The sequence below is a fragment of the Pseudomonas sp. SJZ103 genome (assembly GCF_007828335.1).
Taxonomy (GTDB): domain Bacteria; phylum Pseudomonadota; class Gammaproteobacteria; order Pseudomonadales; family Pseudomonadaceae; genus Aquipseudomonas.
On the sequence record NZ_VIUN01000003.1, the window covers coordinates 1 to 17,298 of the forward strand.

Sequence of the window (17,298 nt, forward strand, 5' to 3'; positions counted from 1 at the left end):
CGGGAGGCGAATTCTACAGCGTTACACGCTGCTGTCAACACCTCTTTTTCTCCGCTTTCGACCGAGAAGATCGAATCGTTAATAGCGCCAAACAGTACGACTCTATCAACTCCTTCTGGGCTTCGATGAAATGAAGCAATTCGCCGTCTAATCCTGCATAACTCTTTGTTTACCAAGGAGTTTTACGTTTCGACTGCGCCGGAAGTGGGGCGAATTATAGACTTCCAGAATCTGCCGTCAACCTTCTTTTTCATCTTTCTGTCATATAAGTCAAAAACGCAAAAGCCGGCCCCAAGGGGCCGGCTTTCTGCTTACAGAGGCTTACAAGCTAGGGAAAGCGAATTGCGACGCTTCATGGCTGGCCCGCTGCGGCCAACGCTGGGTGATCGCCTTACGACGGGTGTAGAAACGCACCCCATCCGGCCCATAGGCGTGCAAGTCGCCAAACAACGAACGCTTCCAGCCGCCAAAGCTGTGATAAGCCACCGGCACAGGCAACGGAACATTCACACCGACCATACCCACTTCAATTTCGTCACAGAACAGACGCGCCGCTTCACCGTCACGGGTGAAGATGCACGTACCGTTGCCATACTCGTGATCGTTGATCAGTTGCATCGCCGCTTCCAGGCTGCTCACCCGGACCACGCACAATACCGGCCCGAAGATCTCTTCCTTATAGATGCGCATCTCAGGCGTCACATGGTCAAACAGACTACCCCCCAGGAAGAAGCCGTCTTCATTCCCGGCAATACTCAGTCCACGACCATCAACCACCAACTCCGCACCAGACGCAACACCGTCTTCTATGTAGCCGCTGACCTTATCCCGCGCCTGGCCCGTCACCAGTGGCCCCATATCCAGTCCACATGTCGTGCCCGCACCGATCTTCAGCGCCTTGATCTGTGGCACCAGCTTGGCGATCAACGCATCCGCCACCTGATCACCTACGCACACCGCCACCGAGATCGCCATGCAGCGCTCGCCACAGGAACCATAGGCCGCGCCCATCAAAGCACTGACCGCGTTATCCAGGTCTGCATCCGGCATCAGCACAGCATGGTTCTTCGCCCCACCCAGTGCCTGTACGCGCTTACCGCGTTTGGTCGCTTCGGAATATATGTACTCGGCAATCGGCGTCGACCCCACAAAACTCAGCGCCTTGACTTCCGGCGCCTCGATCAACGCATCCACCGCGCCCTTGTCGCCGTGCACAACACTCAGCACACCTTTAGGCAGACCGGCTTCCTGCAGCAGTTGCGCGATCAACAACGTCGAACTCGGATCACGCTCCGAAGGCTTGAGGATGAAGCAGTTACCGCAAACAATCGCCAGCGGATACATCCACAGCGGCACCATCGCCGGGAAGTTGAACGGGGTAATACCGGCCACTACGCCCAAAGGCTGGAAGTCCGACCAGGCATCAATGTTCGGCCCGACATTGCGGCTGTACTCGCCCTTGAGAATCTCCGGCGCCGAGCACGCATACTCAACGTTCTCGATCCCGCGCTTCAGTTCGCCAGCGGCATCTTCCAGCGTCTTGCCATGCTCCTCGCTGATCAGCTGCGAAATACGTGCTTCGTTCTGCTCCAGCAATTGCTTGAACCGGAACATGACCTGCGCGCGCTTGGCCGCCGGCGTGTTACGCCAAGCCGGAAAGGCCGCCTTGGCCGAGTCGATAGCACGTTGAATGGTTTCGCGGCTGGCCAGTGGCACTTGGTGAATCACCTGGCCCGTGGACGGGTTATACACATCGGCAGTACGGCCGGACTCACTGACCAACTCACCGTTGATCAAATGCTGGATAAGACTCATGCAGGGCTCCTGAAAAGTTGTTCTATATAGAAGGAGAAATCAGTCGATCTTGTTCAGCACTTCGCCGACCGCATCGAACAGGCGATCCAGGTCCTGCGGCTTGCTGTTGAAGGTTGGCCCGAACTGCAGGGTGTCACCGCCAAAGCGCACATAGAAGCCCGCTTTCCACAGAGCCATGCCGGCCTCGAATGGGCGCACGATGGCATCACCGTCACGTGGGGCAATCTGGATCGCACCGGCCAGGCCGTAGTTACGGATGTCGATCACGTTCTTGCTGCCCTTCAAACCGTGCAGCGCATTCTCAAAGTGCGGCGCGACTTCGGCCACGCTCTGCACCAGGTTTTCCTTCTGCAACAGGTCCAATGCCGCCAGGCCCGCCGCGCAGGCAACCGGGTGCGCCGAATAGGTGTAGCCGTGGGGGAACTCCACCGCGTATTCCGGCGTGGCCTGGTTCATGAAGGTCTGATAAATCTCGCTGCTGGCAATCACCGCACCCATTGGGATCGCACCGTTGGTGACTTGCTTGGCGATGCACATCAGGTCCGGGGTCACGCCGAAGCTGTCAGCGCCGAACATCGAGCCGGTACGACCGAAGCCGGTGATCACTTCGTCGAACACCAGCAGAATGTTGTGCTGGTCGCAGATCTCACGCAGGCGCTTCAGGTAACCCTGCGGCGGCACCAGCACGCCAGCGGAGCCGGCCATCGGTTCGACAAACACAGCGGCGATGTTCGACGCGTCGTGCAGTTCGATCAGCTTGAGCAACTCATCAGCCAAAGCAATACCGCCCTGCTCCGGCATGCCGCGAGAGAAAGCATTGCTCGCCAGCAAGGTGTGAGGCAGATGGTCAACGTCCATCATCGCCTGACCAAACATCTTACGGTTGCCGTTGACGCCGCCCAGGCTGGTACCCGCGATGTTCACACCGTGATAACCACGGGCGCGGCCGATCATCTTGGTCTTGGTGGCCTGGCCCTTCAGGCGCCAGTAGGCACGCACCATCTTCACCGCAGTATCGGCGCACTCGGAACCGGAGTCGGTGAAAAACACGTGATTCAGGTTGCCTGGGGTCAAATCGGTGATCTTTTCCGCCAGTTGGAAAGACAATGGATGGCCGTACTGGAAGCCTGGGGAGTAGTCAAGCGTGCCCAGCTGCTTGGCGACCGCCTCCTGGATTTCCTTGCGCGTATGCCCGGCGCCACAGGTCCACAGGCCCGACAACGAGTCGTACACCTTGCGCCCCTTGTCATCGGTCAACCAGCTGCCTTCGGCGGCTACGATCAGACGCGGGTCACGCTGAAAGTTACGGTTGGCGGTGTAAGGCATCCAGTGAGCGTCCAACTTCAATTGGCTGGCCAGGGACGATGGGGCGTTTTCGGGCATGTTCATCAGCAAAACCTCGCAGGGCAACAGGCAGCGTCGGGATTGAAAAAGCGTTGTTGCAGCTAAATTGCCACGGGCATAAAGTCGGTGAAATCCAACTCTTCTAACCTTCAGTCAGGGCTTCACTAAACTATGAGCAGCCGTCGACCCGATCCCCTGGCCCAAGTCAGCGACTTCGATATCCGCCTGCTGCGCATCTTTCGCAGCGTAGTGGAGTGCGGCGGCTTCTCGGCGGCGGAAACTGTGCTCGGTATCGGCCGCTCCGCCATCAGCCAGCAAATGAGCGATCTTGAGCAGCGGCTCGGATTAAGACTCTGCCAACGCGGCCGTGCCGGTTTCTCGCTGACCGAAGAAGGCCGCGAGGTCTACCAATCGGCCCTGCAACTACTAAGCGCCCTGGAAAGTTTCCGCACCGAGGTCAACGGTCTGCACCAGCACTTGCGCGGCGAGTTGATCATCGGCCTCACCGACAACCTGGTCACCTTGCCCCACATGCGCATCACCCACGCCCTGGCACAGCTAAAGGAGCGTGGACCGGACGTACAAATCCAGATCCGCATGATCGCCCCCAATGAAGTCGAACAAGGCGTACTCGACGGCCGTCTGCATGTCGGCGTGGTGCCCCAGGCCAGCGCCCTGTCCGGCCTGGAATACCAGGCGCTGTACAGCGAACGCTCACTGCTTTACTGCGCGGTTGGCCACCCCCTGTTTTATGCCGACGACAAGCAACTGGGCGACGAGCGCATCGACGCCCAGGACGCCATCGCCCCCACCTTCCGCCTGCCCGCCGAGATCCAGGCCCATTACCAGGCACTCAACTGCACCGCCAGCGCCTCGGACCGCGAAGGCATGGCATTCCTGATTCTCACCGGTCGCTACATCGGTTACTTGCCCGACCACTACGCGAGCCTATGGGTGCAACAAGGCCGACTGCGCGCGCTGAAACCGGCTACGCGCTTTTACGATTTAAGCCTCGCATCGGTCACGCGCAAAGGCCGTCGCCCTCATTTGGTGCTGGAAAGCTTCCTGGAAAGTCTGGCGGCAACGCGCTAACTCGGGCCTTACGCAAAAAGCTGAGCACCTGGACAGCTTTTTGCAAGGACACTAGGACCTAGAACCGTCCGCCTCGAGTTTGCTTGCCATGCCACCAGAATCCTCCAGCCCCAGTGACCTGATCTACGGTCTCAATGACCGCCCCAAACCCGCCCCTGCCTTGCTGGCCGCACTGCAACATGTGCTGGCCGCTTTTGTCGGCATCATCACGCCACCGCTGATCATCGGCTCCACCCTGGGCCTGACCGCACACTTGCCCTACCTGATCAGCATGGCGTTAATGGTGTCCGGCGTCGGCACATTCATTCAGGCCCGTAGGCCATTTGGGATCGGCGCCGGGATGATCTGCCTGCAAGGCACCAGCTTTGCGTTTCTGGGCGCAGTGCTGTCGGCCGGCTTTCTGGTCAAGCAACGCGGCGGCAGCCCGGAAGACATCATGGCGATGATCTTCGGCGTGTGCTTTTTCGGCGCAGCAGTGCAGGTCATTCTCAGCCGCTTTATTGGTCAACTGCGCCGAGTGATCACCCCGCTGGTGACCGGGATTGTCATTACCCTGATCGGCATCAGCCTGATCAAGGTCGGTATCACTGACCTGGGCGGCGGTTTCAACGCACCGGACTTCGGCGCACCGACCAACCTTGCCCTGGGCCTGTTCGTGGTGCTGACAATCATCTTGCTCAACCGCTCCAACACACCCTGGGTGCGCCTCTCGGCGATCATCATCGGTCTCGCCCTCGGCAGCCTCGCAGCCTGGTTCAGTGGCAAGCTGGTCCCCCAGGCACTGGGCGACTTGCCTTTAGTCAGCCTGCCGATCCCCTTTCGATTCGGCTTCAACTTCGACTGGAGCGCCTTCCTGCCGATCGCGCTGATTTATCTGATCAGCAGCATCGAAACCGTCGGCGACCTCACCGCCAACTGCATGATCGCGCGCCAGCCCATCAGCGGGGCTTCCTATATAAGCCGACTCAAAGGCGGCGTCCTCGGCGATGGCGTCAGTTGCATGATCGCCGCCACGTTCAGCGCCTTCCCCAACACCACCTTTGCCCAGAACAACGGCGTGATCCAACTGACCGGCGTGGCCAGCCGCTACGTCGGCCTGTACATCGGCGTGGTGCTGTTCTGCCTGGGTTTGTTCCCGTTGATCGGTGCCGTGCTGCAACAAATCCCCAAGCCCGTGTTGGGCGGCGCAACCCTGGTGATGTTCGGCAGTGTGGCCGCCGCCGGCGTACGCATCCTCGCCCAGGCACCCCTGGACCGTCGCAGCATGCTGATCATCGCCACCTCGTTCGGCGTCGGCCTGGGCATCGCCGCACAACCGAACCTGCTGCACCTGATGCCAACCCTGGTGCAGAACCTGTTCGACTCAGCCATCACCAGCGGCGGCCTGACCGCCATCGTGTTGTGCCTGTTACTGCCGGAATCCAAGGTGCCCGCTCCTGCCGCAAACCACGCGCAGGAAAGCGACACCCTGGAACCGCTTTGACGGTTTTATTGCATCGGGACTTGTCTGAGGCTTGAGGGTGGGTTATCTGTGCACACGTCGTCTCTATCGATCAGCACGGAAACCTCCATGAGCCTCGAAGTTCCTGCCCACAGCAACCACGCCGGTAAGCCCGCCAGCCGCATCCGGCAAAAGAACGAACAAGCGATTCTCCAGGCTGCTGAAGATGAGTTCGCGCGCCATGGCTACAAGGGCACCAGCATGAACACCATTGCTGCCAGCGCCGGGCTGCCCAAAGCCAACTTGCACTACTACTTCACGAACAAGCTGGGCCTGTATATCGCAGTGCTCAGCAATATCCTCGAACTGTGGGACAGCACCTTCAACACGCTGACCGCCGAGGACGACCCGGCCGTGGCCCTCTCCCGCTACATCCGCACCAAGATGGAGTTTTCGCGGCGCCAGCCCCAGGCCTCGCGGATTTTCGCCATGGAAATCATCAGCGGTGGCGAATGCCTGACCGAATACTTCAGCCAGGATTACCGCGCCTGGTTCAGTGGTCGGGCGGCGGTGTTCCAGGCCTGGATCGACGCCGGCAAGATGGACCCCATCGACCCCGTGCACCTGATCTTCCTGTTGTGGGGCAGCACTCAGCACTATGCCGACTTCGCCACCCAGATCTGCCGCGTCACCGGTCGCACCAAGCTGACCAAGCAAGATATGGAAGACGCCGGCACCAACCTGATCCACATCATTCTCAAGGGCTGCGGCATCAAGCCGGCCCTCTAGACGAAGCTATTTATGTCTTTCACGCTCACCGGCCTTTGCGAGTTCCGCGAAGAAATTCGCAAAAGCCGCTTCATTACCCTGGCCGCACCGATCACCAGCCCGCAAGAAGCCCAGGCATTTTTCGAGCAGCACAGCGACCTCAACGCCACGCACAACTGCTGGGCCTGGAAGCTGGCCGATCAATACCGCAGCAGTGACGACGGCGAACCCGGCGGCACCGCAGGGCGGCCGATCCTGGCGGCCATCGAGGCCCAAGGTTTTGATCAGGTCGCAGTGCTGGTGATTCGCTGGTATGGCGGCATACAACTCGGTACCGGCGGCCTGGCCCGCGCTTATGGTGGCGGTGCGAACAAGTGCCTGCAAAATGCCGAGCGCATCGAACTGATCAGCCGCGTGCCGCTGAGTTGCGCCTGCGCTTTCTCCGAGTTGAACCTGGTCAAACTGCGCGTCGCCGAGTTGGGCGGGCTGGTGCTGGAAGAAACCTTCACCGCCAATGGCGTGGAGTTACAACTGGCCCTGGGCGAAGCCCACATCGGCACCCTGCAAACCCAGCTCGCCGACCTGAGCCGTGGGCGCATCCTGCTGCAACGCTGAAACTGCTAATGTTGTCCGCTGAACACCCTGAACCGCGACTTTTAAAGGAAGCCTTCATGCCTACGCCAAAAACCGCACTGATCATCGGCGCCTCACGCGGGCTGGGCCTTGGCCTGGTCAAGCAATTGCTCCAGGACGGCTGGGACGTGACCGCCACCGTGCGTGACCCGAACAAGGCCGATGCCCTGAAAGCCGTGGGCCCGGTGCAGATCGAGAAACTCGACATGGACGATCAGCAGGCCGTGATCGCCCTGAACCAACGCCTCAAGGACCGCACCTTCGACTTGTTATTCGTCAACGCAGGCGTCAAGGGCCCCGCCAATCAAGAACCTGGCCATGCCACCCTGGCGGAAGTCGGCCAGCTGTTCTTCACCAACGCCGTGGCGCCGATCAACCTGGCCCAGCGCTTCGTCGGGCAGATCCGCAAGGACAGCGGCGTGCTGGCGTTCATGAGTTCGGTGCTGGGCAGCGTGACCATCCCCGACGGCTCGGACCTGGCGCTGTACAAGGCCAGCAAGGCCGCACTCAACTCCATGACCAACAGCTTCATTACCCAACTGGGCGATCACAAACTTACCGTGCTGTCGCTGCACCCTGGCTGGGTGAAGACCGACATGGGCGGCGAAAACGCGCACATTGATGTCGACACCAGCGTGCGCGGCCTGGTGGACCAAGTGAACGCCTACACCGGTAAGGGCGGCCATCACTTCGTGGACTACAAAGGCGACACCATCGCCTGGTAAGCCGCACAGGGTCGTTATCGAGCGATTGCCGTCGATAACGATCCACGCGTAGACTGCCCACCTCGCCCTCACCGGCGACCCTGGATCAGCAGACAGGGCATCACTGAGCTGGCAAACCTGAACCCATTATTCAGAGGAGCCGGCCAATGCCTGCGACCCGTATCTGGTTAAAAAACCCCCTCGCGATTTTCACCGCCAACGGCCTCGACGCCCGTGGCGGCCTGGTGCTGCAAGACGGTGTGATCACCGAAGTGCTGGCCCAAGGCCAAGAGCCCGCACAGCCCTGCGCCCAAGTGTTCGATGCGCGTGAGCATGTGTTACTGCCCGGGCTGATCAACACCCACCATCACTTCTATCAAACCCTGACCCGCGCCTGGGCGCCGGTAGTCAATCAGCCATTGTTTCCCTGGTTGAAAACCCTGTACCCGGTCTGGGCGCGACTGACTCCGGAAAAACTCGCCCTGGCGTCGAAGGTGGCACTCGCGGAGTTGCTGCTCTCGGGCTGCACCACGGCGGCAGACCACCACTATCTGTTCCCCGACGGCCTGGAAAACGCCATCGATGTGCAAGTCGACAGCGTGCGCGAGCTGGGCATGCGTGCCATGCTCACCCGCGGTTCCATGAGCCTGGGCGAAGCCGACGGCGGCCTGCCACCGCAACAGACGGTGCAACAGGGCCAGGTCATCCTCGACGACAGCCAGCGCCTGATCCGCGAATACCACCAGCGCGGCGACGGTGCGCACATCCAGATTGCCCTGGCACCCTGCTCACCGTTTTCCGTCACCCCGCAAATCATGCAGGCCAGCGCCGAACTGGCCAACAGCCTGGATGTGCGCCTGCACACCCACCTGGCCGAAACCCTCGACGAAGAAGATTTCTGCCTGCAGCGCTTCGGCCTGCGCACGGTGGATTACTTGGACAGCGTCGGCTGGCTCGGCCCGCGCACCTGGCTGGCCCATGGCATTCACTTCAACCCGGATGAAGTTGCGCGCCTTGGCGCCGCCGGTACGGGTATCTGCCATTGCCCAAGTTCCAACATGCGCCTGGCCTCCGGCATCTGCCCGACCCTGGACCTGATCGCTGCCGGCGCGCCCATCGGCCTGGGTGTGGACGGTTCTGCCTCCAACGATGCGTCAAATATGATTCTTGAAACCCGCCAGGCCCTGTACATCCAGCGCCTGCGTTACGGCGCCGAAAAGATCACTCCCGAAGGCGTGCTGGGCTGGGCGACCAAAGGATCGGCGCAGCTACTGGGGCGTACGGATATTGGTGAACTGGCCGTAGGCAAACAGGCCGACCTGGCGCTGTTCAAACTGGATGAACTGCGCTTCTCCGGCAGCCATGATCCGATCTCCGCACTGCTGCTGTGCGGCGCGGATCGGGCGGACCGCGTGATGATCGGCGGCAAATGGCGGGTCATCGACGGGCAGGTGGAAGGCCTGGACCTGAAAGGCTTGATCGCCGATCACAGCCAGGCGGCGCGGCAACTGATCGCCGGAACCTAAGTCAAACACCGGTCAAAATGTGGGAGAGGGCTTGCCTCCTCCCACATTGGAGTGCGCGGTGCTTACAAGCCCAACAGCGACAACATGATAAAGGTCGCAAACAACACAAAATGGGTCATCCCTTCGATGGCATTGGTTTCGCCATCGTTGAGGTTGATCGCGCTGACAATCAGCGTGATCAACACCATCACCGTTTGCACCGGCGTCATCGCCATCTGGAACGGCTGGCCGGTGTAGAGCGCCATGGCTTCCATCACCGGCACCGTCAGGATCACCGTCGACAACGACGCGCCCAGGGCAATGTTCACCACCGACTGCATGCGGTTGGCCAGCGCAGCACGCAAGGCCGTCAGAATCTCCGGTGCCGCCGAAATAGCCGCCACCACGATCGCCGTGATCACCGGCGGTGCGCCCGTGCCTTCCAGGCCCAGGTCGAGGGTCTTGGACATCACCTCGGCCAGCGCACCAATCACAATCACGCCGAACACCAGGGTACCGATGGAAAACGCCAGGTTCACCGGCGGCGACGCGTCTTCCTCAGGAAGTTTCTTGCGGCGCTTTTCCGGGTAGCTATAGCTGAAGAAATAACTGTGCGGCCCCACCTGCATGCGCAGGAACAAGGTGTAGAGCACCACCATCGCGCCGATGGTGAAGGCCGAGTAAATCTTCCAGTCGGCTTCGGGGATAAACTCCGGCACCACCATCGACACGCCCATGGCGGTCAGGATCATTACGCTGTAGGTACGTGCCGAATCATCATTGTAGGACTGTTCGCCATGCTTGATGCCGCCCATCAACGCTGCCAGACCGAGGATGCCGTTGATATCGAGCATCACCGCCGAATAAATGGTGTCGCGCACCAAGGTGGGTGACGGCTCGTTGCTCATCATGATCGCCAGGATCACCACCTCCACCAGCACGGCGGCGAGGGTCAGGATCATGGTGCCGTAGGGGTCGCCGACCTTTTCTGCGAGTTGCTCGGCGTGGTGGGCCACACGCATCGATGCCACCACGATAAAACCGATCAACACCACGCCGGCCAACAACGCCACCATTTGCCCGCTGTGCAGCATCCAGTGCTCCAACGGGTAGGCGGCGATGGCGGCAATCAGCGCCAGCAACATGAATTTTTCTTGCTTGAGGGATGTGAGCATTCCGGGCCTTTTAGTACGGCAAATCAGTCATTGATGGGGTACAGACTGCGCCAAGCCGCTAACGTTTCGTTACACCTTAGTTCACACGGTCCTTGCGTGAACAAATCGAATACTCTCCTGCTGGTCAGGTTTTGCCGATTATTTCAGCCATGGCCTGTAGAATGCCGCCATTGCACCTGATGAGAATTTAGAAAATGTACGATTGGCTCAACGCCCTGCCCAAGGCTGAATTGCACCTGCACCTGGAGGGCTCGCTGGAGCCTGAGCTGCTGTTCGCCCTGGCTGAGCGCAACAAGATCGCGCTGCCGTGGAACGACGTCGAAACCCTGCGCAAGGCCTATGCCTTCAACAACCTGCAAGAGTTTCTCGACCTGTATTACAAGGGCGCCGATGTGCTGCGCACCTCCCAGGACTTCTACGACCTGACCTGGGCCTACCTGCTGCGCTGCAAAGCCCAGAACGTGATCCACACCGAACCCTTCTTCGACCCGCAAACCCACACCGACCGTGGAGTGCCGTTCGAAGTGGTGCTCAACGGCATCGCCGCCGCGCTTAAAGATGGCGAGCAGCAGTTGGGCATCACCAGCGGTTTGATCCTCAGCTTCCTGCGTCACCTGAGCGAAGCCGAAGCCGAGAAAACCCTCGACCAGGCACTGCCGTTCCGTGACGCGTTCGTGGCCGTGGGCCTGGACAGTTCGGAAATGGGTCATCCGCCGAGCAAGTTCCAGCGTGTGTTCGACCGTGCCCGACACGAAGGCTTCCTCACCGTCGCCCACGCCGGCGAAGAAGGTCCGCCCGAGTACATCTGGGAAGCCATCGACCTGCTGAAAATCCAGCGTATCGACCATGGCGTACGCGCCATCGAAGACGAGCGCCTGATGCAGCGCATCATCGACGAGCAGATCCCGTTGACCGTTTGCCCGCTTTCCAACACCAAGCTCTGCGTGTTCGACGACATGGCCCAGCACAACATCCTCGACATGCTCGAACGTGGCGTGAAGGTAACGGTGAACTCGGATGACCCGGCGTACTTCGGCGGCTATGTCACCGAAAACTTCCACGCGCTGTACACCTCGCTGGGCATGACCCAGGACCAGGCCAAACGCCTGGCGCAGAACAGCCTGGATGCGCGCCTGGTAAAACCCTGACTGCACGCAATGTCATCATCGCCAGGTCCATGGAATCGAAAAAATCCAGGGCGATGATGATAAGGAGTACGCGGCGGTAACCGTCGGCGCTAGGGTTGTTCGGACATGGCCAATCGGGCGATTTCTGCCAGCCCGTTATGGTTGAGCTGCACCGCCCGGGACTCGTTGACCAGGCTGATCCAGTTCGATTGCAGGAACAGCTGCAACAGCCCCGCACCCAGCGCGCCGCCCAGGTGCGGTTGCCGCTGGCTCCAATCGAAGCAGTCGCACACCAGTGGCGACGCCAGCGCCTGGGTGTAAATACCCAGGCCCGCCAAGTGCCGTGCGCCCTTGACCGTGACTTCAATGCGTTGTTCATGACGCTCGATCCACCCCGCCGCCAACATCCGCTCATACAGCTGCGCCGCCACTTCGCCGCCGAGGTGGCCCTGGCACAGCCGCGCATGTCGCAACAGTGGCGGCGCCACCAACACCGGCGGTGAAGCATGCGGTGCGCTACGTGCTGCGCTGGCCAGGGTCGTACTGGCCAAGGCATCGATGGCGACGCTGACATCGGCAGCCGCCACGCGGAACAGTCGCTTGCCACGCCCGCCCTCGGTACGCAGCAAGCCACTCCCCGTCAGTCGTGCCAGATGAGCATTGGCCGAGGCGGGTGACAGCCCGGCAAGCGTTGCCAATTCCTCCGAGGACTTGGCCGAGCCGTCCATCAGGGACCAGAGCATGGCGGTGCGTTTGGGCTCGGCGAGCAAGCTGGCGATCTGACTGATGCATGGTGCTTCTTCCATCGATTCACTCCCTATCGAATTATTTTTCTGATGCGGTGGGCGCCAAAGTATAGGTGCGTAAACCAGCGGTTCCGCGGTGTCTGACAGCGTGAGTAGGGACAGGAGCTGAGTGAAATTTCCTTGTCTGATGGAGGCTATTACGTCGTACACAATCGATCCGGCAATTGAGCGGTCAATATCGCACAGCGCGACACGAGCATTTCCCGCAGCAGGTTGATAGGTTTGCTCAACTGGGCCCGGTGGGCGCACAGCAAATTGAGCGGTGTGCGCTCGCCACGCAACTCAGGCAAGACCAGGCGCAAGCGCCCGGCCAGTACATCGGTGCTCACATCCAGCCAGGATTTGTAGGCAATGCCCACGCCCGCCACCGCCCAGCGGCGCACCACATCGGCATCATCGCTGAAGCGGTCGCCACTGACTGTGAGGCTGATTTCACGTTTGCCATCGTGAAAGGTCCAGTGGTCATGGACTCGGCTGCCAAGCATGTAAAGCAAGCAATTGTGCTGGGCCAATTGCTCCAGGTGTCGCGGCTCGCCATAACGCGCGAGGTAGCTGGGGGCTGCGCATAACACACGAACGTTGTGCGGCGCGACGGGCAGGGCGATCAGACTCGAGTCTTCGGGTTCGCCATAGCGCAGGGCAATGTCCACCGGCTGGCGGAACAGGTCGGCAATCCGATCACCCAACAGCAGGCGTACGGTGAGTTGCGGGTACTCGTACTGAAATTCGTCCAGCCAGGGCAGTAATTGGTTGCGGCCGAAATCCGAAGGGGCCGAGAGTTGCAATACCCCGCTGACATGGTCCTGACCACTGGCCAATAAGCGCCGTCCTTCGTCCAGGGAACTCAGCGCAGCGCGGGCATATTGCAGGAAGCCTTCACCTTCGGCGGTAAGGCGCAGGCTGCGGGTGGAGCGCGCCAGCAGACGCGCGCCCAATTGCTGTTCGATGCGCTTGAGCGCCGCACTGGCCACGGCGGGCGACAGGTCCATCACCCGCGCCGCCGCCGACAAACTGCCCAGGTCCGCCGCGCGTACAAACAACTGCAAATCGTCAAAACGCAGCATTCACCCACCCATTATCAAAATATTATTGAAACAGCGTGCTGTTTTAGCCGCTTTTATCTTGCAGGGAAATGGCCAATCATCTACCCATCCCGTTATCACGTGTCTGGAGTTGAATATGTCCACAGCCTTTAACGTCATCGCCACGCTGATCGCCAAACCTGGCCAACAGGCCACCTTGGAGCCGCTGCTGCGCGACTTGCTGGAACCCACGCGTCTTGAAGCCGGCTGCGAGCAATACGACCTGCACCAGGACCTGCAGCACCCTGAGACCTTCTACATGCTCGAACGCTGGAGCGATGACGCAGCACTGGCCGACCACGACCAGAGCGCGCATATCCAAAGTTTTCGCGCTAAAGCCGCTGATGTCATCGAACACTTCGAACTCAAGCGCCTGAAGTTTCTCGCCTGATCACCGCCTTTTTCCGGAGCCCCCATGAAAGCCATTGCCTACTACGCATCACTGCCGATCAACGATGAAAAATCCCTGCAAGACATCCAACTGCCGGAGCCCGTTGCCGGCCCCCGCGACTTGCTGGTGGAAGTCAAAGCCATCTCGGTCAACCCGGTGGACACCAAGGTGCGCCAGAACGTCGCCCCCGAAAACGGCGCGGCCAAAGTGCTGGGCTGGGACGTGGCCGGTGTGGTCAAGGCCGTCGGCAGCGAAGTGAGCCTGTTCAAAGTCGGCGACAAGGTGTTCTACGCGGGTTCCCTGATACGCCCAGGCGCTAACAGCGAACTGCACACCGTCGATGAGCGCATTGTCGGCCACATGCCCAAGAGCCTGGGCTATGCCGAAGCCGCCGCGCTGCCGCTGACCGCCATCACCGCCTGGGAGCTGCTATTCGAACGCCTGCAAGTGCGTGAAGGTAAAGAGGCTGAAGGCCAGAGCCTGCTCATTGTCGGCGCCGCCGGTGGTGTGGGTTCGATCCTGACCCAACTGGCCAGCCAGCTCACCGCACTGACGGTGATCGGCACCGCCTCGCGCCCGGAAACCCAGGAATGGACCAAGGCACTCGGCGCCGACCTGGTGATCGACCACAGCCAACCGCTGAGCGAAGCGTTGAAACAAGCCGGCCACCCGCAGGTAACCCACGTCGCCAGCCTGACCCAAACCGAGCATCACCTGGACCAACTGGTCGAAGCGCTGCAACCCCAAGGCAAGCTGGCGCTGATCGACGACCCCAAGGCGCTGGACGTGAGCAAACTCAAGCGCAAGAGCCTGTCACTGCATTGGGAGTTCATGTACACGCGCTCGATGTTCGAGACGCCGGACATGATCGAACAGCACAACCTGCTCAATCGCGTGGCCGAACTGATCGACGCCGGCACCTTGAAAACCACGCTGGGCGAGCACTTCGGTGTGATCAATGCGGCGAACCTGCGCCGTGCCCATGCGCTGCTGGAAAGCGGCAAGGCCAAGGGCAAGATCGTGCTGGAAGGGTTCTGAAGATAACGTCTGTCAGTGTCGTCCGTTATTCGTGTGAGTGATGGACGACACCACTAGTCAGAGAGTTGATCTTTGTCATATTTGTGAGCGTATTCGGGTTTATATTGGCCGCCTTTGCCACGATTCTTTTACGTGAGGAAGTCAGCAATGAAAATCCTGATAAAAGCGTTAGCAAAATCCCCAGGCAACAAATGGCAGGTTCGTCTCGACGGCGATGCATTCACCTTCCGCAGCGAGGCCGAGGCTCGCGCCTTTGCCGATACCCTGCAAGCCCGTATCCGGGCCCCCCACCGTTTCCCACTCAGCCAGCAACGCTCCGCCGCTGGCTGACCTGCATTTCAGCCCTGCGCCTGCGTGGCCCTTGCCCGTTGCAGGCGCTGGGTCAACATCGCAATCGTCACCGCCAACACCCCGCACAAGCTGATGACCATCGCCATCGGCATCGCCGTGCCGTCGTGCAGCACGCCCACCAACGAAGCCGCCCCTGCCGCCACACCAAACTGAATGCAACCGAGCAAGGCCGACGCACTGCCGGCCCGGGCGCCCTGCCCGCTCATGGCGCAGGCCGAGGTGTTGGGCAGAATGCAGCCCAGGCTGGCGATACAGATGAACAGCGGTACCAGCAACGGCCATAGCGCATCGGTGCGCAAGGCCGCGATGCCCAGCAGTGACAGCGCTGCCAGCAGATAAACCCACACCGTACGCGACAGCAGAAACGCCGGGCCACGTTTGGCCAGCAGCCGCGCGTTAACCTGTGCAACCAGGATGAAGCCGGCGGCGTTGGAGCCGAACAGCCAGCCGTAATGCTCAGCGGGCACGCCATAGAGTTTGATAAATACGAACGGGGAGCCGGCGATGTAGGCAAACATCCCGGCAATCGAAATGCCCCCGGTCAGGGCGTAACCGAGGTAGACCCGGTCTGACAACAGCGCACCATAGCGACGCAGCGACCCGGACAAGGGTTGACGCGGCTGATGGGCCGGAAAGGTCTCCGGCAAACCGACCGCCACGGCGATCGCCGCCATCACGCTGAAGATCGACAGCGCGAGGAAAATCGACTGCCAGCCCCACAACCCGACCATCACACCACCCGCCAATGGCGCCAGGATCGGCGCCAGGCCGGTCACCAGCATCAGTTGCGAGTACACCTTGGCCGAGCCCACCGCATCACATTTGTCACTGACCACTGCACGGGAAATCACCATGCCTGCGCAACCGCCCAGGGCTTGCACGAAGCGTGCGCCAATCAGCCACTCCAGGGAGGGCGCGTACGCGCAGGCAAAGGACGCCAGGGTAAACAGGGTCACGCCGCTGAGCAGCGGGCCGCGCCGACCGAAGCGGTCCGCCAGCGGGCCGTAGATCAACTGGCCGATGGCCAAGCCAGCGAAATACACCGCCAGGGTCAACTGGATATGTTTTTCGTCGGTACCGAAGGCCGTCGCCATGGCAGGAAAGCCCGGCAGATAGAAGTCGATCGCCAACGGCGCGAAGGCGCTCAAGGCACCCAGAATCAGGATTATGCGAAGGTTCATCAGGCACCCAAGTGTGTCGGCAGCCCGACAGTTTAGCCGCGCTTGGGTGCATTGAATACGATAGCTCGCTAACTATTTGAATGGGTCAGGCCAGCTTGGCGGTGTAGCCCTCTTCGGTGATCAGGCTGATCACTTCATCGGCAGACAGACGGCTTTCGACGCCCACCTCTTTCGCCGCCAGGTCGACCTTCACGCTGGCCGCGGGGTCCTGGCTCTGCACCGCCTGGGTGACCGCCCGAACGCAATGGCCGCAGGTCATTCCTTCAACGCTGAATATTTGCATGACATGACTCCTTTGATGAGGTTGAACCCAGTCTCGACCTTGCCACGATGGCAAGGTCAAGTTCTGAAACTTTCGGCCGGGCTGGTATTACACCGCTCCGTCGGCCAAGCTTCACCCATCTTTGATTCAAACCACGGAGCATTCGCCATGCGCTGGTCGTTTTTTGGCCTTGTCGGCCTGATGAGCTTATCTGCCGCTGCGCCCCAGGCCCTCGCCGCAGAAGACTATGCGGTGCTGATCATTTCCCGCGAACGCCTGGAAGTACCGACCAATTGCGAGATCGGCCTGTACCTCAATGACCAGCTCGCGGGCCGGCTGTTCCAGGAACAGTCCACCTCATTCAACTTGGCGCCCGGCAATGTTTCGCTGCGCCTCAAGCTGCTGCCAGGCCAGGCCGCGGGCTGCCTGCCGGGCCTGCTCGCACCGCCGGCGCAGAACATCACGCTCAAGGCCGGTGACGTACGCAAATTACGCATTGCCCAAGGCCAGGACGGCATGTACCTCAAACCCGCCGCACTGGAATACTGAAGACGCTTGACCTTCCCCACAGGTCAAGGTTGAT

The 17,298-nt window shown here is 60.6% G+C and carries 18 protein-coding genes; 11 read left to right on the forward strand and 7 right to left on the reverse strand.

Features of this window, described 5'->3' with window-relative positions:
* Positions 1-321: 321 nt before the first annotated feature.
* Positions 322-1,815, reverse strand: a complete 1,494-nt coding sequence (locus tag FBY10_RS08180) for a CoA-acylating methylmalonate-semialdehyde dehydrogenase (RefSeq protein WP_131696661.1) — start codon at positions 1,813-1,815, stop codon at positions 322-324.
* Positions 1,816-1,854: 39 nt separating this feature from the next.
* A complete protein-coding gene (locus FBY10_RS08185; protein ID WP_027607942.1) occupies positions 1,855-3,204 on the reverse strand; it encodes an aspartate aminotransferase family protein in 1,350 nt (449 codons plus the stop codon).
* 126 nt (positions 3,205-3,330) lie between these two features.
* Between FBY10_RS08185 and FBY10_RS08190 the strand changes: the two genes are divergently transcribed.
* The 6 genes from FBY10_RS08190 to FBY10_RS08215 all read left to right on the forward strand — a co-directional run bounded on the left by FBY10_RS08190 (position 3,331) and on the right by FBY10_RS08215 (position 9,323).
* Positions 3,331-4,251: a LysR family transcriptional regulator gene (locus FBY10_RS08190; RefSeq protein WP_027607943.1), complete on the forward strand. Its 921-nt coding sequence runs from the start codon at positions 3,331-3,333 to the stop codon at positions 4,249-4,251.
* A gap of 88 nt (positions 4,252-4,339) precedes the next feature.
* Positions 4,340-5,734 (forward strand): uracil-xanthine permease family protein, encoded by a 1,395-nt coding sequence (locus FBY10_RS08195; RefSeq protein ID WP_131696663.1) that lies wholly within the window; start codon positions 4,340-4,342, stop codon positions 5,732-5,734.
* An 87-nt stretch (positions 5,735-5,821) separates the two neighbouring features.
* A complete protein-coding gene (locus FBY10_RS08200; protein WP_027607945.1) occupies positions 5,822-6,481 on the forward strand; it encodes a TetR/AcrR family transcriptional regulator in 660 nt (219 codons plus the stop codon).
* A 12-nt stretch (positions 6,482-6,493) separates the two neighbouring features.
* Complete coding sequence (locus tag FBY10_RS08205; RefSeq protein ID WP_145336109.1) at positions 6,494-7,075, forward strand: YigZ family protein; 582 nt, start codon at positions 6,494-6,496, stop codon at positions 7,073-7,075.
* Between the two features lie 56 nt (positions 7,076-7,131).
* Complete coding sequence (locus tag FBY10_RS08210) at positions 7,132-7,818, forward strand: SDR family oxidoreductase (RefSeq protein WP_131696666.1); 687 nt, start codon at positions 7,132-7,134, stop codon at positions 7,816-7,818.
* Between the two features lie 146 nt (positions 7,819-7,964).
* Positions 7,965-9,323, forward strand: coding sequence for an 8-oxoguanine deaminase (locus FBY10_RS08215; RefSeq protein WP_145336107.1), 1,359 nt, complete (start codon positions 7,965-7,967; stop codon positions 9,321-9,323).
* A gap of 62 nt (positions 9,324-9,385) precedes the next feature.
* Here FBY10_RS08215 and FBY10_RS08220 read toward each other — a convergent pair whose 3' ends face one another.
* Positions 9,386-10,477: a calcium:proton antiporter gene (locus tag FBY10_RS08220; RefSeq protein WP_145336105.1), complete on the reverse strand. Its 1,092-nt coding sequence runs from the start codon at positions 10,475-10,477 to the stop codon at positions 9,386-9,388.
* Positions 10,478-10,671: 194 nt separating this feature from the next.
* Between FBY10_RS08220 and FBY10_RS08225 the strand changes: the two genes are divergently transcribed.
* Positions 10,672-11,625, forward strand: a complete 954-nt coding sequence (locus tag FBY10_RS08225) for an adenosine deaminase (RefSeq protein ID WP_043051475.1) — start codon at positions 10,672-10,674, stop codon at positions 11,623-11,625.
* A gap of 89 nt (positions 11,626-11,714) precedes the next feature.
* On the opposite strand, the gene FBY10_RS08230 is transcribed toward FBY10_RS08225, so the two are convergent.
* Together FBY10_RS08230 and FBY10_RS08235 are read right to left on the reverse strand one after the other, a co-directional pair.
* On the reverse strand, positions 11,715-12,410 hold the full coding sequence (locus FBY10_RS08230; protein WP_131696669.1) for a helix-turn-helix transcriptional regulator: 696 nt from the start codon (positions 12,408-12,410) through the stop codon (positions 11,715-11,717).
* Between the two features lie 137 nt (positions 12,411-12,547).
* Positions 12,548-13,474, reverse strand: a complete 927-nt coding sequence (locus tag FBY10_RS08235) for a LysR family transcriptional regulator (RefSeq protein WP_145336103.1) — start codon at positions 13,472-13,474, stop codon at positions 12,548-12,550.
* A 115-nt stretch (positions 13,475-13,589) separates the two neighbouring features.
* Here FBY10_RS08235 and FBY10_RS08240 point away from each other — a divergent pair, with 115 nt between their 5' ends.
* The 3 genes from FBY10_RS08240 to FBY10_RS08250 all read left to right on the forward strand — a co-directional run bounded on the left by FBY10_RS08240 (position 13,590) and on the right by FBY10_RS08250 (position 15,251).
* Complete coding sequence (locus FBY10_RS08240) at positions 13,590-13,883, forward strand: putative quinol monooxygenase (protein WP_131696671.1); 294 nt, start codon at positions 13,590-13,592, stop codon at positions 13,881-13,883.
* Between the two features lie 24 nt (positions 13,884-13,907).
* Positions 13,908-14,921: a zinc-binding alcohol dehydrogenase family protein gene (locus tag FBY10_RS08245; RefSeq protein WP_131696672.1), complete on the forward strand. Its 1,014-nt coding sequence runs from the start codon at positions 13,908-13,910 to the stop codon at positions 14,919-14,921.
* 147 nt (positions 14,922-15,068) lie between these two features.
* Positions 15,069-15,251, forward strand: a complete 183-nt coding sequence (locus FBY10_RS08250) for a hypothetical protein (protein ID WP_131696673.1) — start codon at positions 15,069-15,071, stop codon at positions 15,249-15,251.
* Between the two features lie 8 nt (positions 15,252-15,259).
* On the opposite strand, the gene FBY10_RS08255 is transcribed toward FBY10_RS08250, so the two are convergent.
* Positions 15,260-16,453 carry a multidrug effflux MFS transporter gene (locus tag FBY10_RS08255; protein ID WP_131696674.1) on the reverse strand — a complete coding sequence of 398 codons (1,194 nt, stop codon included), beginning with the start codon at positions 16,451-16,453 and terminating at the stop codon, positions 15,260-15,262.
* 85 nt (positions 16,454-16,538) lie between these two features.
* Positions 16,539-16,736 (reverse strand): heavy-metal-associated domain-containing protein, encoded by a 198-nt coding sequence (locus FBY10_RS08260; protein WP_053134724.1) that lies wholly within the window; start codon positions 16,734-16,736, stop codon positions 16,539-16,541.
* A 147-nt stretch (positions 16,737-16,883) separates the two neighbouring features.
* Here FBY10_RS08260 and FBY10_RS08265 point away from each other — a divergent pair, with 147 nt between their 5' ends.
* On the forward strand, positions 16,884-17,264 hold the full coding sequence (locus FBY10_RS08265) for a hypothetical protein (protein WP_145336101.1): 381 nt from the start codon (positions 16,884-16,886) through the stop codon (positions 17,262-17,264).
* Positions 17,265-17,298: the final 34 nt, after the last annotated feature.

What these genes read in the sequence shown, in the direction of transcription:
- FBY10_RS08260 (WP_053134724.1), bottom strand. Translation starts at nt 16,736, where the DNA reads ATGCAAATATTCAGCGTTGAAGGAATGACCTGCGGCCATTGCGTTCGG.
- FBY10_RS08180 (WP_131696661.1), bottom strand. Translation starts at nt 1,815, where the DNA reads ATGAGTCTTATCCAGCATTTGATCAACGGTGAGTTGGTCAGTGAGTCC.
- FBY10_RS08210 (WP_131696666.1), top strand. Translation starts at nt 7,132, where the DNA reads ATGCCTACGCCAAAAACCGCACTGATCATCGGCGCCTCACGCGGGCTG.
- FBY10_RS08250 (WP_131696673.1), top strand. Translation starts at nt 15,069, where the DNA reads ATGAAAATCCTGATAAAAGCGTTAGCAAAATCCCCAGGCAACAAATGG.
- FBY10_RS08220 (WP_145336105.1), bottom strand. Translation starts at nt 10,477, where the DNA reads ATGCTCACATCCCTCAAGCAAGAAAAATTCATGTTGCTGGCGCTGATT.
- FBY10_RS08235 (WP_145336103.1), bottom strand. Translation starts at nt 13,474, where the DNA reads ATGCTGCGTTTTGACGATTTGCAGTTGTTTGTACGCGCGGCGGACCTG.
- FBY10_RS08240 (WP_131696671.1), top strand. Translation starts at nt 13,590, where the DNA reads ATGTCCACAGCCTTTAACGTCATCGCCACGCTGATCGCCAAACCTGGC.
- FBY10_RS08200 (WP_027607945.1), top strand. Translation starts at nt 5,822, where the DNA reads ATGAGCCTCGAAGTTCCTGCCCACAGCAACCACGCCGGTAAGCCCGCC.
- FBY10_RS08205 (WP_145336109.1), top strand. Translation starts at nt 6,494, where the DNA reads ATGTCTTTCACGCTCACCGGCCTTTGCGAGTTCCGCGAAGAAATTCGC.
- FBY10_RS08255 (WP_131696674.1), bottom strand. Translation starts at nt 16,453, where the DNA reads ATGAACCTTCGCATAATCCTGATTCTGGGTGCCTTGAGCGCCTTCGCG.
- FBY10_RS08195 (WP_131696663.1), top strand. Translation starts at nt 4,340, where the DNA reads ATGCCACCAGAATCCTCCAGCCCCAGTGACCTGATCTACGGTCTCAAT.
- FBY10_RS08190 (WP_027607943.1), top strand. Translation starts at nt 3,331, where the DNA reads ATGAGCAGCCGTCGACCCGATCCCCTGGCCCAAGTCAGCGACTTCGAT.
- FBY10_RS08230 (WP_131696669.1), bottom strand. Translation starts at nt 12,410, where the DNA reads ATGGAAGAAGCACCATGCATCAGTCAGATCGCCAGCTTGCTCGCCGAG.
- FBY10_RS08185 (WP_027607942.1), bottom strand. Translation starts at nt 3,204, where the DNA reads ATGAACATGCCCGAAAACGCCCCATCGTCCCTGGCCAGCCAATTGAAG.
- FBY10_RS08215 (WP_145336107.1), top strand. Translation starts at nt 7,965, where the DNA reads ATGCCTGCGACCCGTATCTGGTTAAAAAACCCCCTCGCGATTTTCACC.
- FBY10_RS08265 (WP_145336101.1), top strand. Translation starts at nt 16,884, where the DNA reads ATGCGCTGGTCGTTTTTTGGCCTTGTCGGCCTGATGAGCTTATCTGCC.
- FBY10_RS08245 (WP_131696672.1), top strand. Translation starts at nt 13,908, where the DNA reads ATGAAAGCCATTGCCTACTACGCATCACTGCCGATCAACGATGAAAAA.
- FBY10_RS08225 (WP_043051475.1), top strand. Translation starts at nt 10,672, where the DNA reads ATGTACGATTGGCTCAACGCCCTGCCCAAGGCTGAATTGCACCTGCAC.